Annotated in this window: 20 protein-coding genes; 9 read left to right on the forward strand and 11 right to left on the reverse strand. The window is 43.2% G+C overall.

The genetic code is table 11. From position 1 onward, the window contains the following. Positions 1 to 12: 12 nt before the first annotated feature. The 3 genes from VQ00_RS09690 to VQ00_RS09700 form a co-directional block, all read right to left on the reverse strand. Positions 13 to 438: a hypothetical protein gene (locus tag VQ00_RS09690; protein ID WP_046179961.1), complete on the reverse strand. Its 426-nt coding sequence runs from the start codon at positions 436 to 438 to the stop codon at positions 13 to 15. A gap of 78 nt (positions 439 to 516) precedes the next feature. Further along, positions 517 to 1,299: an HAD family hydrolase gene (locus tag VQ00_RS09695; RefSeq protein WP_046179962.1), complete on the reverse strand. Its 783-nt coding sequence runs from the start codon at positions 1,297 to 1,299 to the stop codon at positions 517 to 519. 176 nt (positions 1,300 to 1,475) lie between these two features. Further along, positions 1,476 to 1,889, reverse strand: coding sequence for a MerR family transcriptional regulator (locus tag VQ00_RS09700; protein WP_046179963.1), 414 nt, complete (start codon positions 1,887 to 1,889; stop codon positions 1,476 to 1,478). A gap of 135 nt (positions 1,890 to 2,024) precedes the next feature. Here VQ00_RS09700 and VQ00_RS09705 point away from each other — a divergent pair, with 135 nt between their 5' ends. The 6 genes from VQ00_RS09705 to VQ00_RS09730 all read left to right on the forward strand — a co-directional run bounded on the left by VQ00_RS09705 (position 2,025) and on the right by VQ00_RS09730 (position 7,085). Continuing rightward, positions 2,025 to 3,155, forward strand: coding sequence for a diacylglycerol/lipid kinase family protein (locus tag VQ00_RS09705; protein ID WP_245618097.1), 1,131 nt, complete (start codon positions 2,025 to 2,027; stop codon positions 3,153 to 3,155). Positions 3,156 to 3,290: 135 nt separating this feature from the next. Further along, entirely contained in the window at positions 3,291 to 3,800 is a 510-nt protein-coding gene (locus VQ00_RS09710; RefSeq protein ID WP_046179964.1) for a DUF4178 domain-containing protein, read from the forward strand. 20 nt (positions 3,801 to 3,820) lie between these two features. Next, complete coding sequence (locus VQ00_RS09715) at positions 3,821 to 4,492, forward strand: PspA/IM30 family protein (protein WP_046179965.1); 672 nt, start codon at positions 3,821 to 3,823, stop codon at positions 4,490 to 4,492. Positions 4,493 to 4,549: 57 nt separating this feature from the next. Further along, positions 4,550 to 5,110: a DUF4247 domain-containing protein gene (locus VQ00_RS09720; protein WP_052728466.1), complete on the forward strand. Its 561-nt coding sequence runs from the start codon at positions 4,550 to 4,552 to the stop codon at positions 5,108 to 5,110. 25 nt (positions 5,111 to 5,135) lie between these two features. After that, on the forward strand, positions 5,136 to 5,531 hold the full coding sequence (locus tag VQ00_RS09725; RefSeq protein WP_046179966.1) for a DUF350 domain-containing protein: 396 nt from the start codon (positions 5,136 to 5,138) through the stop codon (positions 5,529 to 5,531). Between the two features lie 12 nt (positions 5,532 to 5,543). Beyond that, entirely contained in the window at positions 5,544 to 7,085 is a 1,542-nt protein-coding gene (locus VQ00_RS09730; protein ID WP_046179967.1) for a polyamine aminopropyltransferase, read from the forward strand. Between the two features lie 61 nt (positions 7,086 to 7,146). On the opposite strand, the gene VQ00_RS09735 is transcribed toward VQ00_RS09730, so the two are convergent. Continuing rightward, positions 7,147 to 7,329, reverse strand: coding sequence for an SE1832 family protein (locus VQ00_RS09735; protein ID WP_046179993.1), 183 nt, complete (start codon positions 7,327 to 7,329; stop codon positions 7,147 to 7,149). A gap of 293 nt (positions 7,330 to 7,622) precedes the next feature. Continuing rightward, complete coding sequence (gene cls, locus VQ00_RS09740) at positions 7,623 to 9,071, reverse strand: cardiolipin synthase (protein ID WP_046179994.1); 1,449 nt, start codon at positions 9,069 to 9,071, stop codon at positions 7,623 to 7,625. 184 nt (positions 9,072 to 9,255) lie between these two features. On the opposite strand from cls, the gene VQ00_RS18835 reads away from it, so the two are divergent. Together VQ00_RS18835 and VQ00_RS09745 are read left to right on the forward strand one after the other, a co-directional pair. Then, positions 9,256 to 9,417, forward strand: a complete 162-nt coding sequence (locus VQ00_RS18835) for an Lmo0850 family protein (RefSeq protein ID WP_169818478.1) — start codon at positions 9,256 to 9,258, stop codon at positions 9,415 to 9,417. Positions 9,418 to 9,428: 11 nt separating this feature from the next. Then, entirely contained in the window at positions 9,429 to 10,319 is an 891-nt protein-coding gene (locus VQ00_RS09745; protein WP_172645568.1) for a diacylglycerol/lipid kinase family protein, read from the forward strand. 88 nt (positions 10,320 to 10,407) lie between these two features. Here the strand turns inward: VQ00_RS09745 and VQ00_RS09750 are convergent, their stop codons facing one another. The 6 genes from VQ00_RS09750 to mgtE all read right to left on the reverse strand — a co-directional run bounded on the left by VQ00_RS09750 (position 10,408) and on the right by mgtE (position 16,120). Continuing rightward, entirely contained in the window at positions 10,408 to 11,022 is a 615-nt protein-coding gene (locus tag VQ00_RS09750; protein ID WP_046179968.1) for a DedA family protein, read from the reverse strand. A 93-nt stretch (positions 11,023 to 11,115) separates the two neighbouring features. Continuing rightward, the gene (locus VQ00_RS09755; RefSeq protein ID WP_046179969.1) at positions 11,116 to 12,234 is read right to left on the reverse strand and encodes an MGDG synthase family glycosyltransferase; all 1,119 of its coding nucleotides are present in this window, start codon (positions 12,232 to 12,234) and stop codon (positions 11,116 to 11,118) included. Positions 12,235 to 12,249: 15 nt separating this feature from the next. Continuing rightward, on the reverse strand, positions 12,250 to 12,834 hold the full coding sequence (locus tag VQ00_RS09760) for a DedA family protein (RefSeq protein WP_046179970.1): 585 nt from the start codon (positions 12,832 to 12,834) through the stop codon (positions 12,250 to 12,252). Positions 12,835 to 12,874: 40 nt separating this feature from the next. After that, positions 12,875 to 13,576, reverse strand: a complete 702-nt coding sequence (locus VQ00_RS09765; protein WP_046179971.1) for a polysaccharide deacetylase family protein — start codon at positions 13,574 to 13,576, stop codon at positions 12,875 to 12,877. Between the two features lie 87 nt (positions 13,577 to 13,663). Continuing rightward, positions 13,664 to 14,569 carry a hemolysin family protein gene (locus VQ00_RS09770; protein ID WP_052728469.1) on the reverse strand — a complete coding sequence of 302 codons (906 nt, stop codon included), beginning with the start codon at positions 14,567 to 14,569 and terminating at the stop codon, positions 13,664 to 13,666. Between the two features lie 192 nt (positions 14,570 to 14,761). Beyond that, a complete protein-coding gene (gene mgtE / locus VQ00_RS09775) occupies positions 14,762 to 16,120 on the reverse strand; it encodes a magnesium transporter (protein WP_156154039.1) in 1,359 nt (452 codons plus the stop codon). Between the two features lie 194 nt (positions 16,121 to 16,314). Between mgtE and VQ00_RS09780 the strand changes: the two genes are divergently transcribed. Beyond that, a complete protein-coding gene (locus VQ00_RS09780; RefSeq protein WP_046179973.1) occupies positions 16,315 to 17,085 on the forward strand; it encodes a hypothetical protein in 771 nt (256 codons plus the stop codon). Positions 17,086 to 17,388 lie beyond the last annotated feature (303 nt).

Below are 17,388 nucleotides of genomic sequence, written 5' to 3' on the forward strand. Positions count from 1 at the left end.
AGGTGCCGTTTTTTAATATTCTACAATTACAGATTTAAGGTCATCTGGTTCACAAGGAAGGATCGTATAGCCAAGCTGCTTGACTTTCCCTTTCATGCTTTCGGAGCAATCCGGTCCAACAACTAAGAAAGTTCGATCGCGCTGCACTTTTTCACGAAATGATGACAGCATGCCGAAAAGAGCAGATGTTTTTTCTTCAGACAATGATTGGGTGAAAGAGGACGTGGACTCCGTTACGGGAACAATCCATAATTCGCACGCATCTTCTGTTTGAAGCAGCTTTTCAAACACATCTGCTTTTTCAAGCGGTGTCCGCATCGTTTCATCATGAAGCTCATATACCTCTTTATCTTCGGGCGGCGTTTCCGCAAACGGGCGGCTATTTTTCTTATCAAAAATTTTAATGTCCAATTTGGACGGTTCAAAATGCTTTTCCATTCAAGTCTCTCCTCTTATCTCCGAAACAGGCAACTGTTCTTTTTCACATTTGTTTACCCGTTCTTGATAAGTATAAACCTATTCAATAAGTGAAAGAATGTCTTTTAGCCGGCTGAGTGTGTGAACTGGATTTGCGCCTTCGATTACTTTTCCTTCGCCGTGGTCGATCCAGGCGGATTCAATGCCGGTACGGGTTGCACCTAAAATATCCGTTCCTTGGTTGTCGCCCACCATTAGGACATCACTCGGTTTAAGATCCATTAACCTTAAAGCGTGTTCAAAAATTGCTTTTTCCGGTTTTCCGAAGCCGAAATGTCCAGAAATTAACACATGCTCAAAATAAGGAACGAGCTCCGGTGTCATCGTCAATTTTTCTAATTGAAGAGAAGGGGCACCATTTGTTAAGAGCAAGAGACGAATTCCTTTATCGCGCAGTGTATTCAGCACATCGTATGTTTCTTCGTAAACAAAAGCGGAATTGCGGCGAACGCTGCGGAACCGCTCACGTGCCCAGTCCGCTTCAGAAGATGGAATGCTTGCTGCGGATAAGCCGTTTTCCCATGTTGTTAATTGGTAGTCGGCAATTTGGTCTCCCATGGAACGGAAACCACTATGGTGCACGTCGCCAAAGTCTCCCCACAGTCCTTCAAACGGGTTAATGCCAATTGAAATAGTGACCGGATAAAAGTCATATGTTTCATATTGCGCGCGGGCAGCAGCGCGAACGTGTTCTTCGATATCAGCCGCATTTTTTTTGAATTTTTCTGCCAGTTCACCACATGTAACATCAAAAGCCGTTTGAATACTTTTTTTATCATCTAAGAGTGTGTCATCGAGGTCAAAAAAGATTGCTTTTTTCAAAATAGAGTTCTCCTTCTTTTTCACATAGTCTGACTTGAACAGGATGTTCTGGGTTCTCCGTTGCACACAGGACGTGTACGGTTTTAGGAGAAGTTCCTTTAGAACAGGATGTTCTGGGTTCTCCGTTGCACACAGGACGTGTGCGGTTTTAGGAGAAGTTCCTTCAACATTCTATCCTATTTCGACAAAAAGCTTAAAAATCCTGCTTTTCGGCGCGGTGAAAATAAAAAAGAAGGCGGCGAGTAGTCGGGAATATGATGAACAGGAAGGCGGGCCAATTTAGAAGACAGATCTTCATACAAATTCATTAAATGATCCTGCCGCTGTTCAATAGCAGAGAGACGTTCTTCAATTAAAGAAAAATAAGCGTTTTGTCCGATCGCATTGGCTGCCTGGCCGGGAGGAAGGTTTTGAGCGGCTGCAGTGTCAATCATCTGACGGATTGTAGCCATTTCTTTTTCATCAAACAACCTGCCATTGCGTTTTCCTGTCTCAAACCGGAAGCCTGCTCCTTCAAGTGCCATGACATATTTATTTAGCGTTGACGGACTGATGTCTAAGGCGGCGGCTGCTTCTTTTGTTGTGTGCATAGAAACCCCTCCTTTGTCTTCTTTAATACATTCAATACCGCTCGCTTTTTTCCTTTCACTGTTTTTGCCGAAAAAGCGTGCATGGCCATGTTCTTTTCGTCAAAATTCGGGTATACAACCGTTAGGTGAAGGATCATGAAATTAGTCAGCTGGACATATACGAAACGCTATAACATTAAAGCGGTTTACGAGCGTTTCCCACATTCGAATGTCATCTTTCGGCTTATTCATACGTATTATTTTATTTACATCGTGAATTGGTCCGAGAAAGACCTGCCGGTTACGAAAACAGATTTAGAACGAATGGAGCTGCTGCTGAATGACGAACTGGGTACCGGACAGTTTTACCGGAACCGCCGATCAAGAAAACAAGGAGGGCCAATACGCATGAAAAAAGCTATGATTATCGCAAATCCATCTTCAGGGAAAGAAGAAGCTGAAGAACACATTGACCAAATTAAAGGACAGCTTGAGAAGTCCGGATACGATGTAGAAACGCGCTTAACCGAAGGAGAAGGAGATGCAGTGCGTTTTGCGAAGGAGGCATGCGAACGAAAGCTTGATGCCGTAATTGCAATGGGCGGCGATGGTACGATGAATGAAACGGTAAACGGTCTTGCCGAACAGCCGCACCGCCCTGTAATGGGGGTCATCCCGCTTGGTACTGTCAATGATTTTGCGCGCGCGTTAAATATACCGCTTGAACCTAAAGAAGCGATCGCTTCTTTAGGCCAAAACACAAGACCAGCTGACATCGGCAAAATAAATGACCGTTATTTCCTGAACATTTTAGCAATTGGCGGGATTGCCGAAGCGACTGGAGAAGTCACCTCGAAACAAAAAACAACGCTTGGTGCGCTTGCTTACTTGGTGGAAGGTTTGAAAACATTAAAAGAAAAAACACCATTTCACCTTACCGTAGAAGCGGATGACCGAGTATATGAAGAAAAATCACTTCTTTTTCTGGCTGCACTGACCAATTCAGTTGGCGGATTTGAGAAGTTAGCACCAGATGCAGAAGCGGCAGATGGCTTTTTTCACTGCTTTATTGTACAAGATGTGGGGCTGCCGAAATTGCTGCGTATCGGTGCAAATTTATTGAAAGGTGACTTTCAGGAAGATCCGGACGTTTTATATTTCCGTACAAGAAAAGCGAGTATCCGATCGACAATGGAGCTTACAGCCAATGTGGATGGCGATCTGGGTGACCCAGTTCCATTTGATCTTGAGGTGCTTAAAGGTCACATTAATGTATTTATTCCATAAAAGACTGCTTTGGGCTGTTTTTCCAACAAACAAACGCTTTCTTAAGTTTTCCATTTAATAAAAGCCATTCTTCGTTATACAAAAAATGAAACTTTACTATAAATAGTTCGTATATGGCATTGAGGTGAAAAATACATGAGTTTTTGGAAGCGGCTTTTCGGCGGAGCCGAAGAAAGTGTGCCGGAAGCGAAAGAACGGACGCTGCTTAATTTACGTGTAGGTGATTTTGTCACGTACGATTTGGCTGACTACGAAGTAACAGGTAAAATCTATTACAACGACAGTGGTTATTTTTGGGATGCGTATCAACTGGCGGCTGATGGTAAAATCCGCTGGCTCAGCGTAGAGCTTGATGATGAACTCGAAGTCGGCATGTACGAGACCGTTCGTGTGCCAGGCCTTGAACCGGGCTCAAAAAAAGTTACTTACGACGGCAGAACCTATTATTTAGAAGAGCAAGGCCGGGCGTATGTAAAAGCAGAAGGCCGCAGTGAAAATGTTCATGGCAAAAACGTGGATTACTATGACTACATGGATGATTCAGAAGAGCATTTCCTATCTGTTGAAGTATGGGGCGGCGATGTGGAAGTCAGTTACGGGTATGAAATTGAGGAATATGAAATCACCGTTTTAGCGGGAAGCTAACCAACATTGGAGGAGAGAAAATGTTTCAATTTTTTAAGCGTGTGCAGACGTATGTAGGATCTGAGTTGAATGCAACACTTGATAAAGCGGAAGATCCGGTTAAAATGCTGGACCAGTTTATGCGGGAAATGTCTGCGGATATTCGCGATGCGGAAACAGCGGTAGCAAAACAGCTGGCAAACGAAAAAATGTTAAAAAAGAAATATGACGATGCAGACAGCATGGTGGAAAAACGCCAGCAGCAAGCCGTTGACGCCATTGAAGCAGGGAATGAAGACTTGGCCCGCCGCGCGCTTGAAGATAAAAACAATCATGCGAAACAAGCGGAATCAATGAAAGAAGCCCACGCACAGGCAGCGGCGGATGCAGCGGTTCTTCGAGAAAAATTGTCAGAAATGAAACGCGAGTATGAAGAAATGCAGCTGAAAAAAGATTCGTTAAAAGCACGCGCAGAATCCGCAAAAACACGGACGAAAATGAACCGGGCGATGTCCTCTGTCGGCAATGATGAATCAAAACGCGGCTTTGAACGGATGGAAGAAAAAGTGATGCAGTATGAAGCAGAAGCAGAAACATCAGAAGATTTACGGGCAGGTTCGCGCAGCCTGGATGATGAATTAGCTGCAATAAAGAAAAACAGTGCAGTGGATGATGAACTGGCCGCACTTAAGCAAAAGCTCGGAAAAGAATAAGGAACCGCGGTCCGCCCGGTGCGGCGGGCCGTTTCTGTTCATTTGGAGTGTTTTCATATGAGAAAAAAGAAATGGCTGACAATGACCATTGTAGCATCCGTTTTCCTGGCTGCATGCGGCTTACAGGAGGCGGATGACTATATCGATGAAAACTATACATTTATCGATGCCGTACAAAACAGCTCGAATACAAATGATCGGGCGATGGTCTACCGTACAAACAAAAGTGTGGCAGATACATCGGCTGAGCTTGTCGATATACAAGAACCGGAACAAGTCGGTGAAGAAGTGGACGGACGCCAAGTGCTTGTGTATGATAATGAATTTATTATCTTAACAGAAGATCCGGACAACCCTGGATCCACACTTGTTGAAGTAGCCGAAGATGAATTTGTCCGTACACACTATAGTCCAGGCTTTTTTACGGGGATGTTTCTTGGCTCCATGTTAAGTGGGCGGTTTGGCTCAGGGTGGGAGCGGACGCAGACAAATAAGTGCCGAAATAATAACGATAGATGTTATTCCGGCGGCGGCTACTATGGGACAGGCACTTTTTCATCAGGTTCTTATGGCCGGGGTTCTACATTCCGCGGCGGTGGTCCGGGGGAAGGAAAATAATGAAACGAAATGAGGGAATGCAGCTGTGAATCCATTTTTACTGACATTTTTGTATTATGCAGTGGCCATTGCGGTGGTGATTGTCGGGCTGGTTATTTTTGAACTGATGACCAAAAAGTATAAAGATTGGGATGAAATAAAAGGAAGCAATGCAGCCGTTGCGCTGTCGATCGGCGGGAAAATTATCGGTATTTGCATTATTATTACATTTTCTATTTTCCACAATGATACAATTGGTGAAACGATCATTTGGGGCTTGTTTGGTATGGTGCTTCAGCTTGTTGCATATGTATTGTTTGAAGTACTAACAAGAAGCTTTTCGGTTGAGGAGCAGCTCAAACAAGGAAATTTGGCTGTCGGGATCGTTTCGTTTTCCGTTTCGATCGGTCTGGCGTTTGTTATCGGCGCTTCGATTTCGTAAGGCGGTGTTTTGATGACTGAACAGGAATCTCTCCGGCAAAGCCGGTCAATTTATTATGCATCGGGTATTGTCTCGATTTGCGGAATCATTTTTGAAGTGCTGTTCGGTGCACTTGGTTCATACATTTTAGGAGATGGAGTGAAGCAGTATACGCTCACCATCTCCCTTTTTTTAACCGGTATGGGCATCGGGGCATACATAAGCGAAAAAATGACAAGGTATTTAATTGCTTCTTTTATTTGGATTGAGTACAGCATTGGTCTCATCGGCGGGTTTTCCGCCATGCTTCTGTTCGGGGTGACGGCGTATTTGCCGGACGGAACGGACGCTTTGTTTTTATATAGCGTCACATTGTTAGTCGGAACGTTGACAGGTGTTGAGCTGCCTATTTTAATTCGGAAAGCAAATGAAATTGGTGTGTCTCTTGAAAAAAGTGCGGCTAAGGTTCTGTTTTCAGATTACGCCGGCGGTCTTATAGGCGGTCTTTTGTTTTTATTTTTGCTTCGTCCGTATTTCGGGCTTGTGAAAACATCATTTCTCGTTGCCCTTATTAATGTAGCAGTGGCGATCTGGATTGTGTTTCGATTCCGTCATGAAATGAAACGGTTTCGGCTTCATGCGATATCCGGCGTTGCTTTTCTATGTATTTTAATTGCTGGTGCGCTTTTCGGGGAAGAAGCGGCGTTTCATTTCGAGCAAAAGCTGTACAAAGATCCGGTCGTTTTTTCTGAGCAAACCGCTTATCAGCAAATTATTTTAACGAGAGAGCAAGGGGATACACGTTTGTATTTAGATGGCCAGCTGCAATTCAGCTCATCTGATGAACATAGGTACCATGAAATTCTCGTTCACCCTGCGATGGCGGCGGCTGCACGGCATGACCGGGTGCTTGTGTTAGGTGGCGGAGACGGTCTCGCTGTTCGTGAACTATTAAAGTATGAAGACCTTGGAACCGTAACACTTGTCGATCTTGATCCCGCGATGACGGAAACGGCACGAACGAACCATTTATTAACCGATTTAAATGAGGGAGCACTGGATGATCCGCGTGTGGACATCGTGAATGAGGACGCGTTTCAGTTTTTAGAAAAAGCTGAAGGTTTTTATGATGTGGTCATTATCGATTTACCCGATCCGAACAATGAGTCATTGAATAAATTATACACGCAGGAATTTTACTCCCTTGCCCGCAATCATCTGCAGCCGGACGGGGCAATGATTGTGCAGGCGACCAGTCCCGTATTTGCGCCAAAAGTGTACTGGACGATCGACCGGACCGTGCAGGCGGCCGGACTAAAAACGGAAAACCTTCATGCGGATATTCCAAGTTTTGGCGGCTGGGGTTATGTCATGGCATCGCGAAACGGTATTAAGCTGGAAGAGCTAACTCTTTTAAAAGATACACGGTATTTAACCGCCGATGTATTACCGGCGCTGGCGAAGTTCGGAAAAGATGAAGATGCGGTGATGGAAGATGGAGCAACACTCCAGCCGAACACATTAATTCGCCCGAATTTAATTGAAGTGTACGAAAAATCATGGCGTTACTACTAAACGAAACAAGCCGCCCCTGAAAAGGAGGCGGCTTGTTTCGTGACCAAAACCAATGATTTAATTACTTTTCAAATGCAAGAAGCTGTTTATTCAGCTCTTTTAATTCGTTTTCCATTTCAACCAGCATTTCTTCTGCTTTAGACGTGCCGTGTCCAGTCGATTCCAACTTTTCAATGTCACCTTGCACACGAATGTAATCCATTTTCAATTCTCTAATCTTGTATTCAATTTGTGACTTATTCATATATGTACCGCCTTTTTCTTTTATTTTACCAAATGAAAAAGCCGTCTGCACGTGGCAGACGGCTTTTGTTTATTACCGGGAAACGATAAATTCAATGACGAGGTTTAAGAAAAACACGGTATGGACCGCTGCGAAAATAAGTCCTTGTTTGTTTAAACGCTGCATTAATACTTGATCCATATCAATCACCTCATAGGTTAGTTTGTAAATATAATATAACACATGTTCACAAAATATTCAAAAAGAATTTACGAAATTGCAACAAATTAAAAAGAAGCAGAATGTCTGCTTCTTTAAAGGATCGGCGACAGGAGCCGAGAAATAGATTCTTTAAACTTAATCCAATTAGACCGCTGCTGGTATAGCGCTGGCGTCAATTCATAGGAAACTGTCATGTCATGCCAGAAAATCTTTGCCAGCCGGCTGCCAGTTTCATAGTCATACATAAAGGCGTTCACTTCAAAGTTTAAGCGGAAGCTCCGTACATCAATGTTCGCTGTCCCCACTGAACTTAATTTTTCATCTGCGACAATCGTTTTCGCATGAATAAAGCCATCGTTATAAATATAAATTTTCGCTCCTGCTTTCAATAATTCGCCTGCATACGAATACGTTGCCCAATAGACAAATGGATGATCAGGTTTATTCGGAATCATAATTTTTACATCAATTCCCGACAAGGCCGCTATTCGAAGTGCGTCTAAAATACTCGCGTCTGGAATAAAATAAGGAGTCTGAATATAAATCGATTTCTTTGCTGTCGTAATAAGCTTAAAGTAGCCGCTTTTGATTTGATCCCACTCTGAATCCGGCCCGCTCGTAACAATTTGCATAGCAGTGCTGCCTGTATGGTCTGGAACAGGGAACAGCCGCTCATCATACATAAAGTCATGCCGCTTTGATGCTTGATTCCAGTCTAAAATAAAACGAGTTTGAAGTGCATGTACAGCACTGCCTTCGACGCGAAGATGCGTATCACGCCAGTAGCCAAAAGACGGGTTCTTTCCTAAATATTCGTCACCGACATTAAAGCCGCCTACGTAACCGATTTGCCCATCAATAATAACAATTTTCCGGTGGTTCCGGTAATTAAGGCGCAAATTAATAAATGGAATGCTGGAAGGAAAAAAGGTTTCAACCACACCACCCGCTTCCGTTAATAATTTAAAATCCTTGCGACGGAGCGTTCTAGAGCCCATGTCATCATAAAGCATACATACTTCAACACCTGTGAGTGCTTTTTCCGTTAATAATGTAATGAGTTTTTTCCCAAGCTCGTCGTTCCGGAAAATATAATACTGAATATGAATGTGGTTTTTTGCCTTGCGTATGTCATTCATAAGCGCCTCAAACTTTTCAACACCATCTGTATAAATATATACGTTGTTGTCTTCAGACAGGACCGCATCATTATGACTGAGCAGCATGTAAACGAGCTTCGCATTTTTTTTTGTATGTGGATTGGCAAACGGATAGAGGCCGCTTTTAATTGCTTTTTTTTGATGTGCAATTTGTTTCTCAATGCCGATTTTTTTCTTATCTTCCCAATCAAAAAGCCGCCGCCTGCTTAAATTTTGCCCGAAAACGAGGTAAAGAATAAAGCCGAGAAGCGGAATGAAAAAGAGCACCATCAGCCAGGCCCATGTTGCGCCTGGATCGCGCCGTTCAAGAAAAATAACAGCAGATGCTGATACAATATTCAGTGCAAACAGCACGTAGGCAGCCGATGGGAAAAGACTCAATTCAATGAACACGTTTATCACCGATCCGTTCTAATAAAATACTTGCTTTAACTATACACGAAAAAGTGTGAATGATCTGGATTGAAAAAGCTAAAATGGGGAAAATAAAAAAGGATGATAAAAAAATGAAACACTTTTTTATAAAGAACGTATAGACAAATAAAAGCGAAAAGGATGGATCGCGATGAAGAGTAAGGACCGGACACGACAAATTGTCGATAATATTGCCAGGCTTGGTGTAAAAGCAAAGGTAACAAAATCAAGAGCGGCTCTATGGAGCGCGCTACAAGGCAGCGGAGAAGTGAAGGGTCAGCTGAAAGTGGTGACTTCCTGCCATCCTGGATAAGGAAGGGGCGTATGACGATGCATTTTAACAAAGGGCTTCTTTTATACAATGAACAAGCAGGCAAAGGAAAAGTGCCGATTACCGAACAAATTGTCCCTGTTTTAAAAGAAGCGGTAGAACACTTAGAGGAACAGGTCATTTCAGCGCCAGGAGAAGGAGAAAAAATTTGTTTTGAGCGAGGAAGTGATTATGATATTATCATCCTTTACGGTGGCGATGGGACGATTCATGAATGTGTCAATGGCATTGCCCGGCTGGAAAACGGGCCGGTTGTCGCTGTGCTGCCTGGCGGAACATGCAATGATTTCAGCCGAGCGATTGGTGTGCCGGAAGAAATGGATGCAGCATGCCGATTGTTAAAAACAGGAGGCGTTCGCCATGTGGATCTTGGTTTGATGAACGATCGCTATTTTGTCAACTTTTGGGGAATTGGCATGATTACGGACACATCAGAAAACATCGATGAAAATAAAAAAACGATGATCGGCAAAATGAGCTACTATTTAAGCGCATTGGAGACCATCCGCAACCCGCCTTTTTTTCATTATATGATTGAAGCGGACGGAGTGAAACTTGAAGGGGATGCTGTGATGGCTGTAGCGTTAAATGGAAACTACATCGGAACGATTAACCTCCCATTTGAAGCCAATCACGAAGACGGCTATCTGGATCTCATCATCGTGAAAGAATCGGGATTTTCGCTTATTAAAGAAGTGATTCAGACAGAAAAAATAAAAGCTACAGGCAAACACGCAGCAAACCTTGAACACCATCGGGTCCGGTCATTTACCATTGCGACGGACAGGCCCATGCGTGTTGATATGGATGGAGAAGTGTATACAGCCACACCATCCACTTGCAGTGTGAAAAAGGGCCATGTCCGCTTTGTCAGTTCCATATAAAAGCGTCCGGACCAAGTCAAGGCCAGGACGCTTTTATCATTTAAGGCGAGAAGACTCAGCCTCCAGGGGAAGCGCGAAGGAGTCTTCATTAAACAGAGCGGCTGCGAAACTTTTTAACAAACCAAATAACTGCCGCAATAAAGATAATAGCCAAAATCGCGTACACAATATTTGAATACACATCCATATACTCGACAACCGTATGCCATGAATCAGAAAAAGCGGCACCTAGATTAACAAGAACTGTGTTCCAAATTAGTGTTCCGGCTGTTGTAAACAAAAGAAACAAGAAAAAGTTCATGTTTGACATCCCGGCCGGAATGGAAATCAGGCTGCGGATAAGTGGAATCATGCGGCATAAAAAGACCGTCCATACCCCGTATTTGTCAAACCAGACATCTGCCCGATGAATATCTTCTTTTTGTACACGAAGAAATTTTCCATATCGTTCAATAATTTTCTCCAATTTTTCAACATCCATTAATAACCCGATGCCATATAGAAGGACAGCACCTGCAACGGATCCGGCTGTTGAAGCTAAAATGACGCCGGTAACTGTTAAATCTGTCTGTCCGGTCATAACACCACCGAATGTAAGGATGACTTCGGACGGAATTGGAGGAAATAAATTTTCAAGCGCAATTAAGAAAAAAACTCCCCAGAGCCCGTACTGCTCCATCATCGAAATAATCCAGTTTTCCATAATAGTTCCTTTCCGTGAAGAAAATTTTCGCTTCGTTTGACATTATAGCATGGCCAATCAAAGCTTCACCAATAAAAAGAAAAGACCCGCTCATTAAAGCGGGACAGAAGAAGAAGTGCTGCCAAAAATCGCGGTTAATGTCGTCGTAAGTGTCTGCTCTTTTTCAAGACTATATAGATCAAGCCGTTTTTTCCACTTGCTTCGCTCAATGTCGCTATCAATAATTGTTGTAATTTGCTGCTCGATCGGAACATCATCGGTTAATTCATAAATGAGTTCCCGTTTTTTTAAGTAGTCTGCATTAAATTCTTCTTGCCCGGGGAGTGCACCGGAAATAAAGACAGGAAGTTCTTTTTCAAGCACTTCACTAACGGTAATGCCGCCTGGCTTTGTAATAATGGCGGACGCTTCTTCATAAAACCGGTTCATCTCTTCACGGCTGCTCATGTACGGCAATGCTTTAATGCGCGGATTTCGCAGCAGGTCAATTTGCGCCCGTAACTTTTCGTTATGGCCGCACAGCACTTTATATGTGTAGGAAAGCGTATGGTCATTTAAATGCTGAAGCAGCTTTTCTAATTGTCCCAGACCACTATTTCCGCCTGCCACAAGAATGGAACGATGTTTAGTGTGGACATGGTCCGCTTCAAAAGAAGGGTGGACCGGAATACCGGTCACATACACGCGCCCTGCCGGAACACCGAGGCGTACGAGCCATTTTTTTGCTTCTAGATGAGGAACAAAATGATAATCGATGCTGCGTTTTCCCCATACGTCGCTGACGAAAAAGTCTGTGTACACATTAATGATCGGTGCCGTAACCTTTTTCTGGCGTTTTAAGTGATTGAGCAGCTTCGACGGATAGCTGTGTGTACAAATAATATAGTCTGGACGTTCTTTTTCGATCAACCGGGCAAGCCGGAATTCAAAGTATTTGTCCCACACATGAAGCGGCATTTGCTCGCTTCTTCTGCCATCCGGCGTATAAATAAACGATTTATAAAATTTGCTGTATGATTCTGGTTTTTTGCTGATCCACTGCATGTACATTTTTGAAACGACCGATTCGAGCGATTCATGGCAATAACTTAAAATGTCCACAGTTTGGATGTTCGCATCCGGCCGAATCATACTAATATGTTCGATAATAGCTTCGGCTGCTTTATGATGGCCCGACGACAGACGAAATAAAGGAAGCACAATAATTTTCATGTCAATTTGACTCCTTTAACGGCGGGAATATGACGATTTTTTCCATTTGATAATAAAATGAATAACAAATAAAACAAAAAACACAGCACCGGCAATTGCTAAATACTCCGGTTCAATTCTAATGTAGGAGCTAATTAAAAAACCTGCTGACATATACATGAATACCCATATAAATGCACCTAAAACAGAGAGGGCAAGAAAAGCGGGAATGGAAAACTTCGCAATTCCAGCAAAATAAGGGTTAAACTGACGGACTCCCGGGACAAAAAAACCGGCTAAAAGCGAACGGGATAAATCCCAATGCATAATCGTTTTTCGAAGCCTTTTTTTCGTGACACCTAAATATTTTCCGTAACGGTCCAAAAGCGGCTGACCGATGACTCGGCCAAGTGTATAGCTGATCAACATGCCGGTCAGCGTGCCGGCTATTAATGATGCAAGAGCGCCGGGAAATGAAATAGATCCGTTTTTGGCAAGCATGCCTACATACACATACAAACTTTCTTCCGGCGCCGGGATGCCGACGATACCGAAGACCCCGGCTAAAAATAAAATAGCATATCCATACTTCGATAAATACGCGATGACTAATGATTCCATGTAATCCCTCACTTCAAAAACAAACCGAGCCAATAATGAATCAATTTGTCCGGAACAATGTATGTACCGTTACAAATGAAAAAGAAGCGGACTTCTGATCCGATAAAAAAAGACGAAGCGCGTCCATCATGATGAGGGGCGCTTTTTCGTAGGCGCCGGTTGTTTCACCGCTATCATGAAGCGTAATAATGGCGCCGTTTGACCTTGCCATCCTCAATTTTTCAGCCAGTTTTTCAGCGGTCATGTTTTTTTTCCAATCCCCTGGAATAGATGTCCACATAATTGTGTCAAATGCTTTCGCTTGTGGGAGCGTAAATGGATTAAAGTGTCCCCATGGCGGCCGGTATAAGGTCACACGATTTCCTGTAATGGAATGTATACTGTCAGCCGCTTTTATAAGCTGTCTTTCTAATGCGGGAGGCGATAGAAGCCAGTTTGAAATATGGCGGTTATTATGAATGCCAATTTCATGGCCTTCAACTTCCATTCTACGGATTAACTCAGGGTAAAGTTTCGCTTTTTCTCCTACAACAAAAAAGGTGGCTTTTACATTATATTGTTTTAACATGTCTAATAGAAGAGGTGTGTATGCAGGATCCGGTCCATCATCAAATGTAAGAGCGATTTCCGGTCGGTCAGGTCCGCGTTTTTTAACGTTGTGCGCATACATACGCGCATGGACAGTTGGCAGCACAGTCCAGGAAGCCGCGAGCAGCGCGGCGGCTGTCATAATCTTTTTCATTTGGGCGCTCCATTTCGCAATACTATTTCGTTAATTATAATTCTGATTTAGAGAAAACACAAAACCCGCTTTTCAGCGGGTTTTTCGTCAGGCATTGTATGGTTCTGCAATCACAACAGGTGTAGTGCCTGCTTCAGATTGTACTGTTTCCTGATCCGGCATACGTTGAATTTCAACATGACGGATTTGGTGGTCTTCCATTTGTAAAACGGTAAACAGGAATCCATTGTGCTCGATTGATTCGCCAGGCTGAATATCATAATTCTCCGTTAAAATCCAGCCGCCAAGTGTATCAACATCCTCGTCATTCATATCGATGCTGAGCAAGAGGGCGGTTTCAGCAACCGGCATCTTGCTGCTGGCGATATAGTGAAAATCACCAATTTGCTGAATAACGGGTGGTTCGGCGACATCGAATTCATCGTACAATTCACCGACAATTAATTCGACGATATCTTCTGCTGTAACAATGCCGGCTGTACCGCCGTACTCATTGATCAGCATGACCATCTGTGTGCGTTCTGCCTGCATTTTGGCAAGCAGTTCATGCACAGGCGTCGAATCAATCACCCGGGTCACCGGCCGGACGAAATGTTTAATGCTTTTCGAGCCGACCACTGGGTCCGAGACATACTCGGCAATCACTTCTTTAAAATTCACGAAGCCGATAATCCGGTCTTTGTCTCCATCCGCAACGGGGTAACGCGTATACTTTGTTTCCCGGAACAAGCTGACACAATCCCGGACTGTGTCTTCTTTATCGAAATAAATCATTTCTGTCCGGGGCACCATTACTTCCGTTGCCGCCCGGTTATGAAGCAGCGACAAATGGTTTTCATGCTCTATACCGCTTAATTCAGCGAGAAGAGCGGAGGAACGCCCTGTCGAGGGAGGTTCTCCTGTTTCATTTGATTCTTTCCGTTTTACATTACGAATGGCTGTAAATGACAACGCCAAAAGGATAACAGCTATAAGCCCAATCCATATGTCCAATCAGATTTCTTCTCCCGCTAATGCGAAAGAAGAAGTCACCTCCTATTAAATATGATGATCAATGATGAAAAACCGGCAGTATATAATGAAGTGGTTACCGTCAATGTCCCATTTGATCACCTTCTTTCCATCGTTCTTTTTAAGTAAGTTTATTATAATAAAGACAGATAATTCGGTCAAACAACTGAATTTTTACAAAAGCTGTGTTAAAAACCAAGACGCGATTGTAAAATACGTAATCAATGAAAAAATATCATTGATGGTCGTAATAAGCGGACCGGATGCGACCGCAGGATCGATATTCAATTTATATAAAACGAGCGGAATAATGGTGCCAGCAAGTGTTCCGATAATAAGCGTCAGCAAAAGAGACGCTCCGACTACAAATCCAAGAACAGCACTGCCTTGCCAGAAAAAAGCAATAAAAAAGATAAGGATTCCACAAACCGCCCCGATAATGAGTCCGACGCCGAACTCACGCCCAATAAGCGCCAGCACAGTCCGCATATCGATGTCACGTGATGCAAGTCCGCGTACAACAACGGCCAGTGACTGTGTACCGGTGTTTCCTGTCATACCGGAAATCATTGGCATAAAATATGTGAGTGCTACTACTTGATGAAGCGTATCTTCAAAACCAGAAATAATGCTGCCGGATACAAGCCCGATAAATAACAGTAAAACGAGCCAAGGAAGCCGTCTGAAAGCTGCGACACTCGCTTTCGTATCAAAATCAATCGATTTACCGGAAGCGGATAATTTTTCAATATCTTCGTTCGCTTCTTGAATGACAACGTCGATAATGTCATCGAATGTGACAATCCCGATTAAGACGCCTGTATCATTAACGACGGGGATCGCGAGAAAGTCATATCGTTCAATGAGACGGGCAATCTCTTCCTGATCGGTGTACACATCAACTGAAATGACACGGCCGTACATAATATCAGCAATTTTCTCATGCGTGTCCGCCAGAAGCATGTCCCGGTAAGACACAACCCCAACGAGCTTTTTTGTATCATCAATCACATATAAATAATTGATCGTTTCTGCAAACTCTGCAAATGACTTCAGCTTTTCAACCGCTTCCCGTACTGTGTAGGAATGCTTGATCCAAACGAATCGATTCGTCATAATCCGACCGGCCGTTTCTGGCGGATAGCTCATCATGTTTTCGATAATCGTCGATTCTTCTTTTTTCATGCCGGATAAAAATTGCTTAATGTTTTCCGGCGACATATCATCGAGGAGGGACGCCAAATCATCATTGTCCATATCATCGAGCACTTTGCGGGAACGTTCTTTCCCGACTTTTTTCAGAACAGTCATTTGCTCGTCACTGTCAAGCTCTTGAATCATATCGGTCAAAACCGGAATCGTTAAATGGAGCAAAAACCGCGTTTGATGCTTTTCCGGCAGGTTCCGATAAATCGCCGCCATATCATACGGGTGAAGTTCATCAACCAATTGTTGCAAATCCGTTTTTTTTCCTTCTTTTAAATGCTTGATGACAAGCAGGGTCAGCTGGTCTTCGGCCAAATTTGAGATCACAGTCATCCCCTCCTTTAAAATGAAATTTGGGCTGCTTCTTAAGTATAAAACGAAATCATTTAAAAAGTGTCACAGTTTATGTGAAATTCATCATAAATTTACATACGCAAACGAACGAATTTTGATAAAATAACAGTATAGCAAAAAAAGATGGTTTCAGCTATGTACTTTGTCACGATGTGGAGGTTATGTAATTGAAAAGTCCCGGAAACATGAAAGAACTCATTTATATACATTTGCACCCGATTAATCAATACGTTATCTCATACGGGATTGAATTCCAGGAGTTTATGAGATCTCTTCCGGAAACGCCGTCTCATTTGCTTTTATTGAAACATAAATTTGAGGGCAGCGACTTTAATATGCATACCCGCTTTGATTACATTGAATCAGAAGAATTTCCTCGATTATTAAAAGAAGACGTTGGCGAATACGGTGATTTTTGCTGGGTCGACTTTGAAGATTCAGATGGACTAAATGAAATGGAAGGACAGGAAATTGCAGAACTTCTTTACTTAGCTCATAGCAAAGAACATTTGCGCCGCCCTTTTTATAGTAAGCTGAATAATCGTTATGCGTATTTGTCTCATGATGATGAATGGTTTAATAAAACGTACTACCGGCACATTCCAGATTTTTACAGTGTACTTGGCAAGCTTATTTCATTGAAGCTTGGATTATTTCGAAGCGAACGGTCGTTTTTTGCTTTGAAAAAAGGGTCTGCTTTTCCACTGATTCCACCGGAGATGATGGCAAGGCTCAGCGGCAGCATGAAAGAAGGAATTGTCATTTCGTTGTCAAAAACGGAACAAAGCCGCTTTACAGTGGAAGTGCCGATGTGGATTGTCGGTGATCACATTAGCATGGATGATGTATTCGACGACTATATGAAAAGTTTTCGGACGCCGCCGGATGCCCGGCTTGTTTTTGACAAAAAAACACATGAATGGAGCATCTTCTCGTAAGAAAAGCGCAAGGCGGCCGTTCAGGCCCGGCAGGCGTAAGACGGACCAGCGAAGGGGCGCTCTTTGCCACACAGCTGTGACGGCTTATGACCGAGGGACTGGCCGCCTAGAGCTGGACAAAATTCAAAACATTTACTCTTTTTTCTCATGAAAAACGGATTCTCAATGAGAGAATCCGTTTCGCTTTACACAAGGGCTGTTTTTTTCGTTTAAGAAAAGCTAAGAGGAAAACAGACAGGCGGAATATTGTTATTATTCTGAAGAGGTTTACATATAAATAAATTGAGCATGAAGTCGGATGGA

This window comes from Domibacillus tundrae (genome assembly GCF_000970675.1).
Taxonomy (GTDB): Bacteria; Bacillota; Bacilli; order Bacillales; family Domibacillaceae; genus Domibacillus; species Domibacillus tundrae.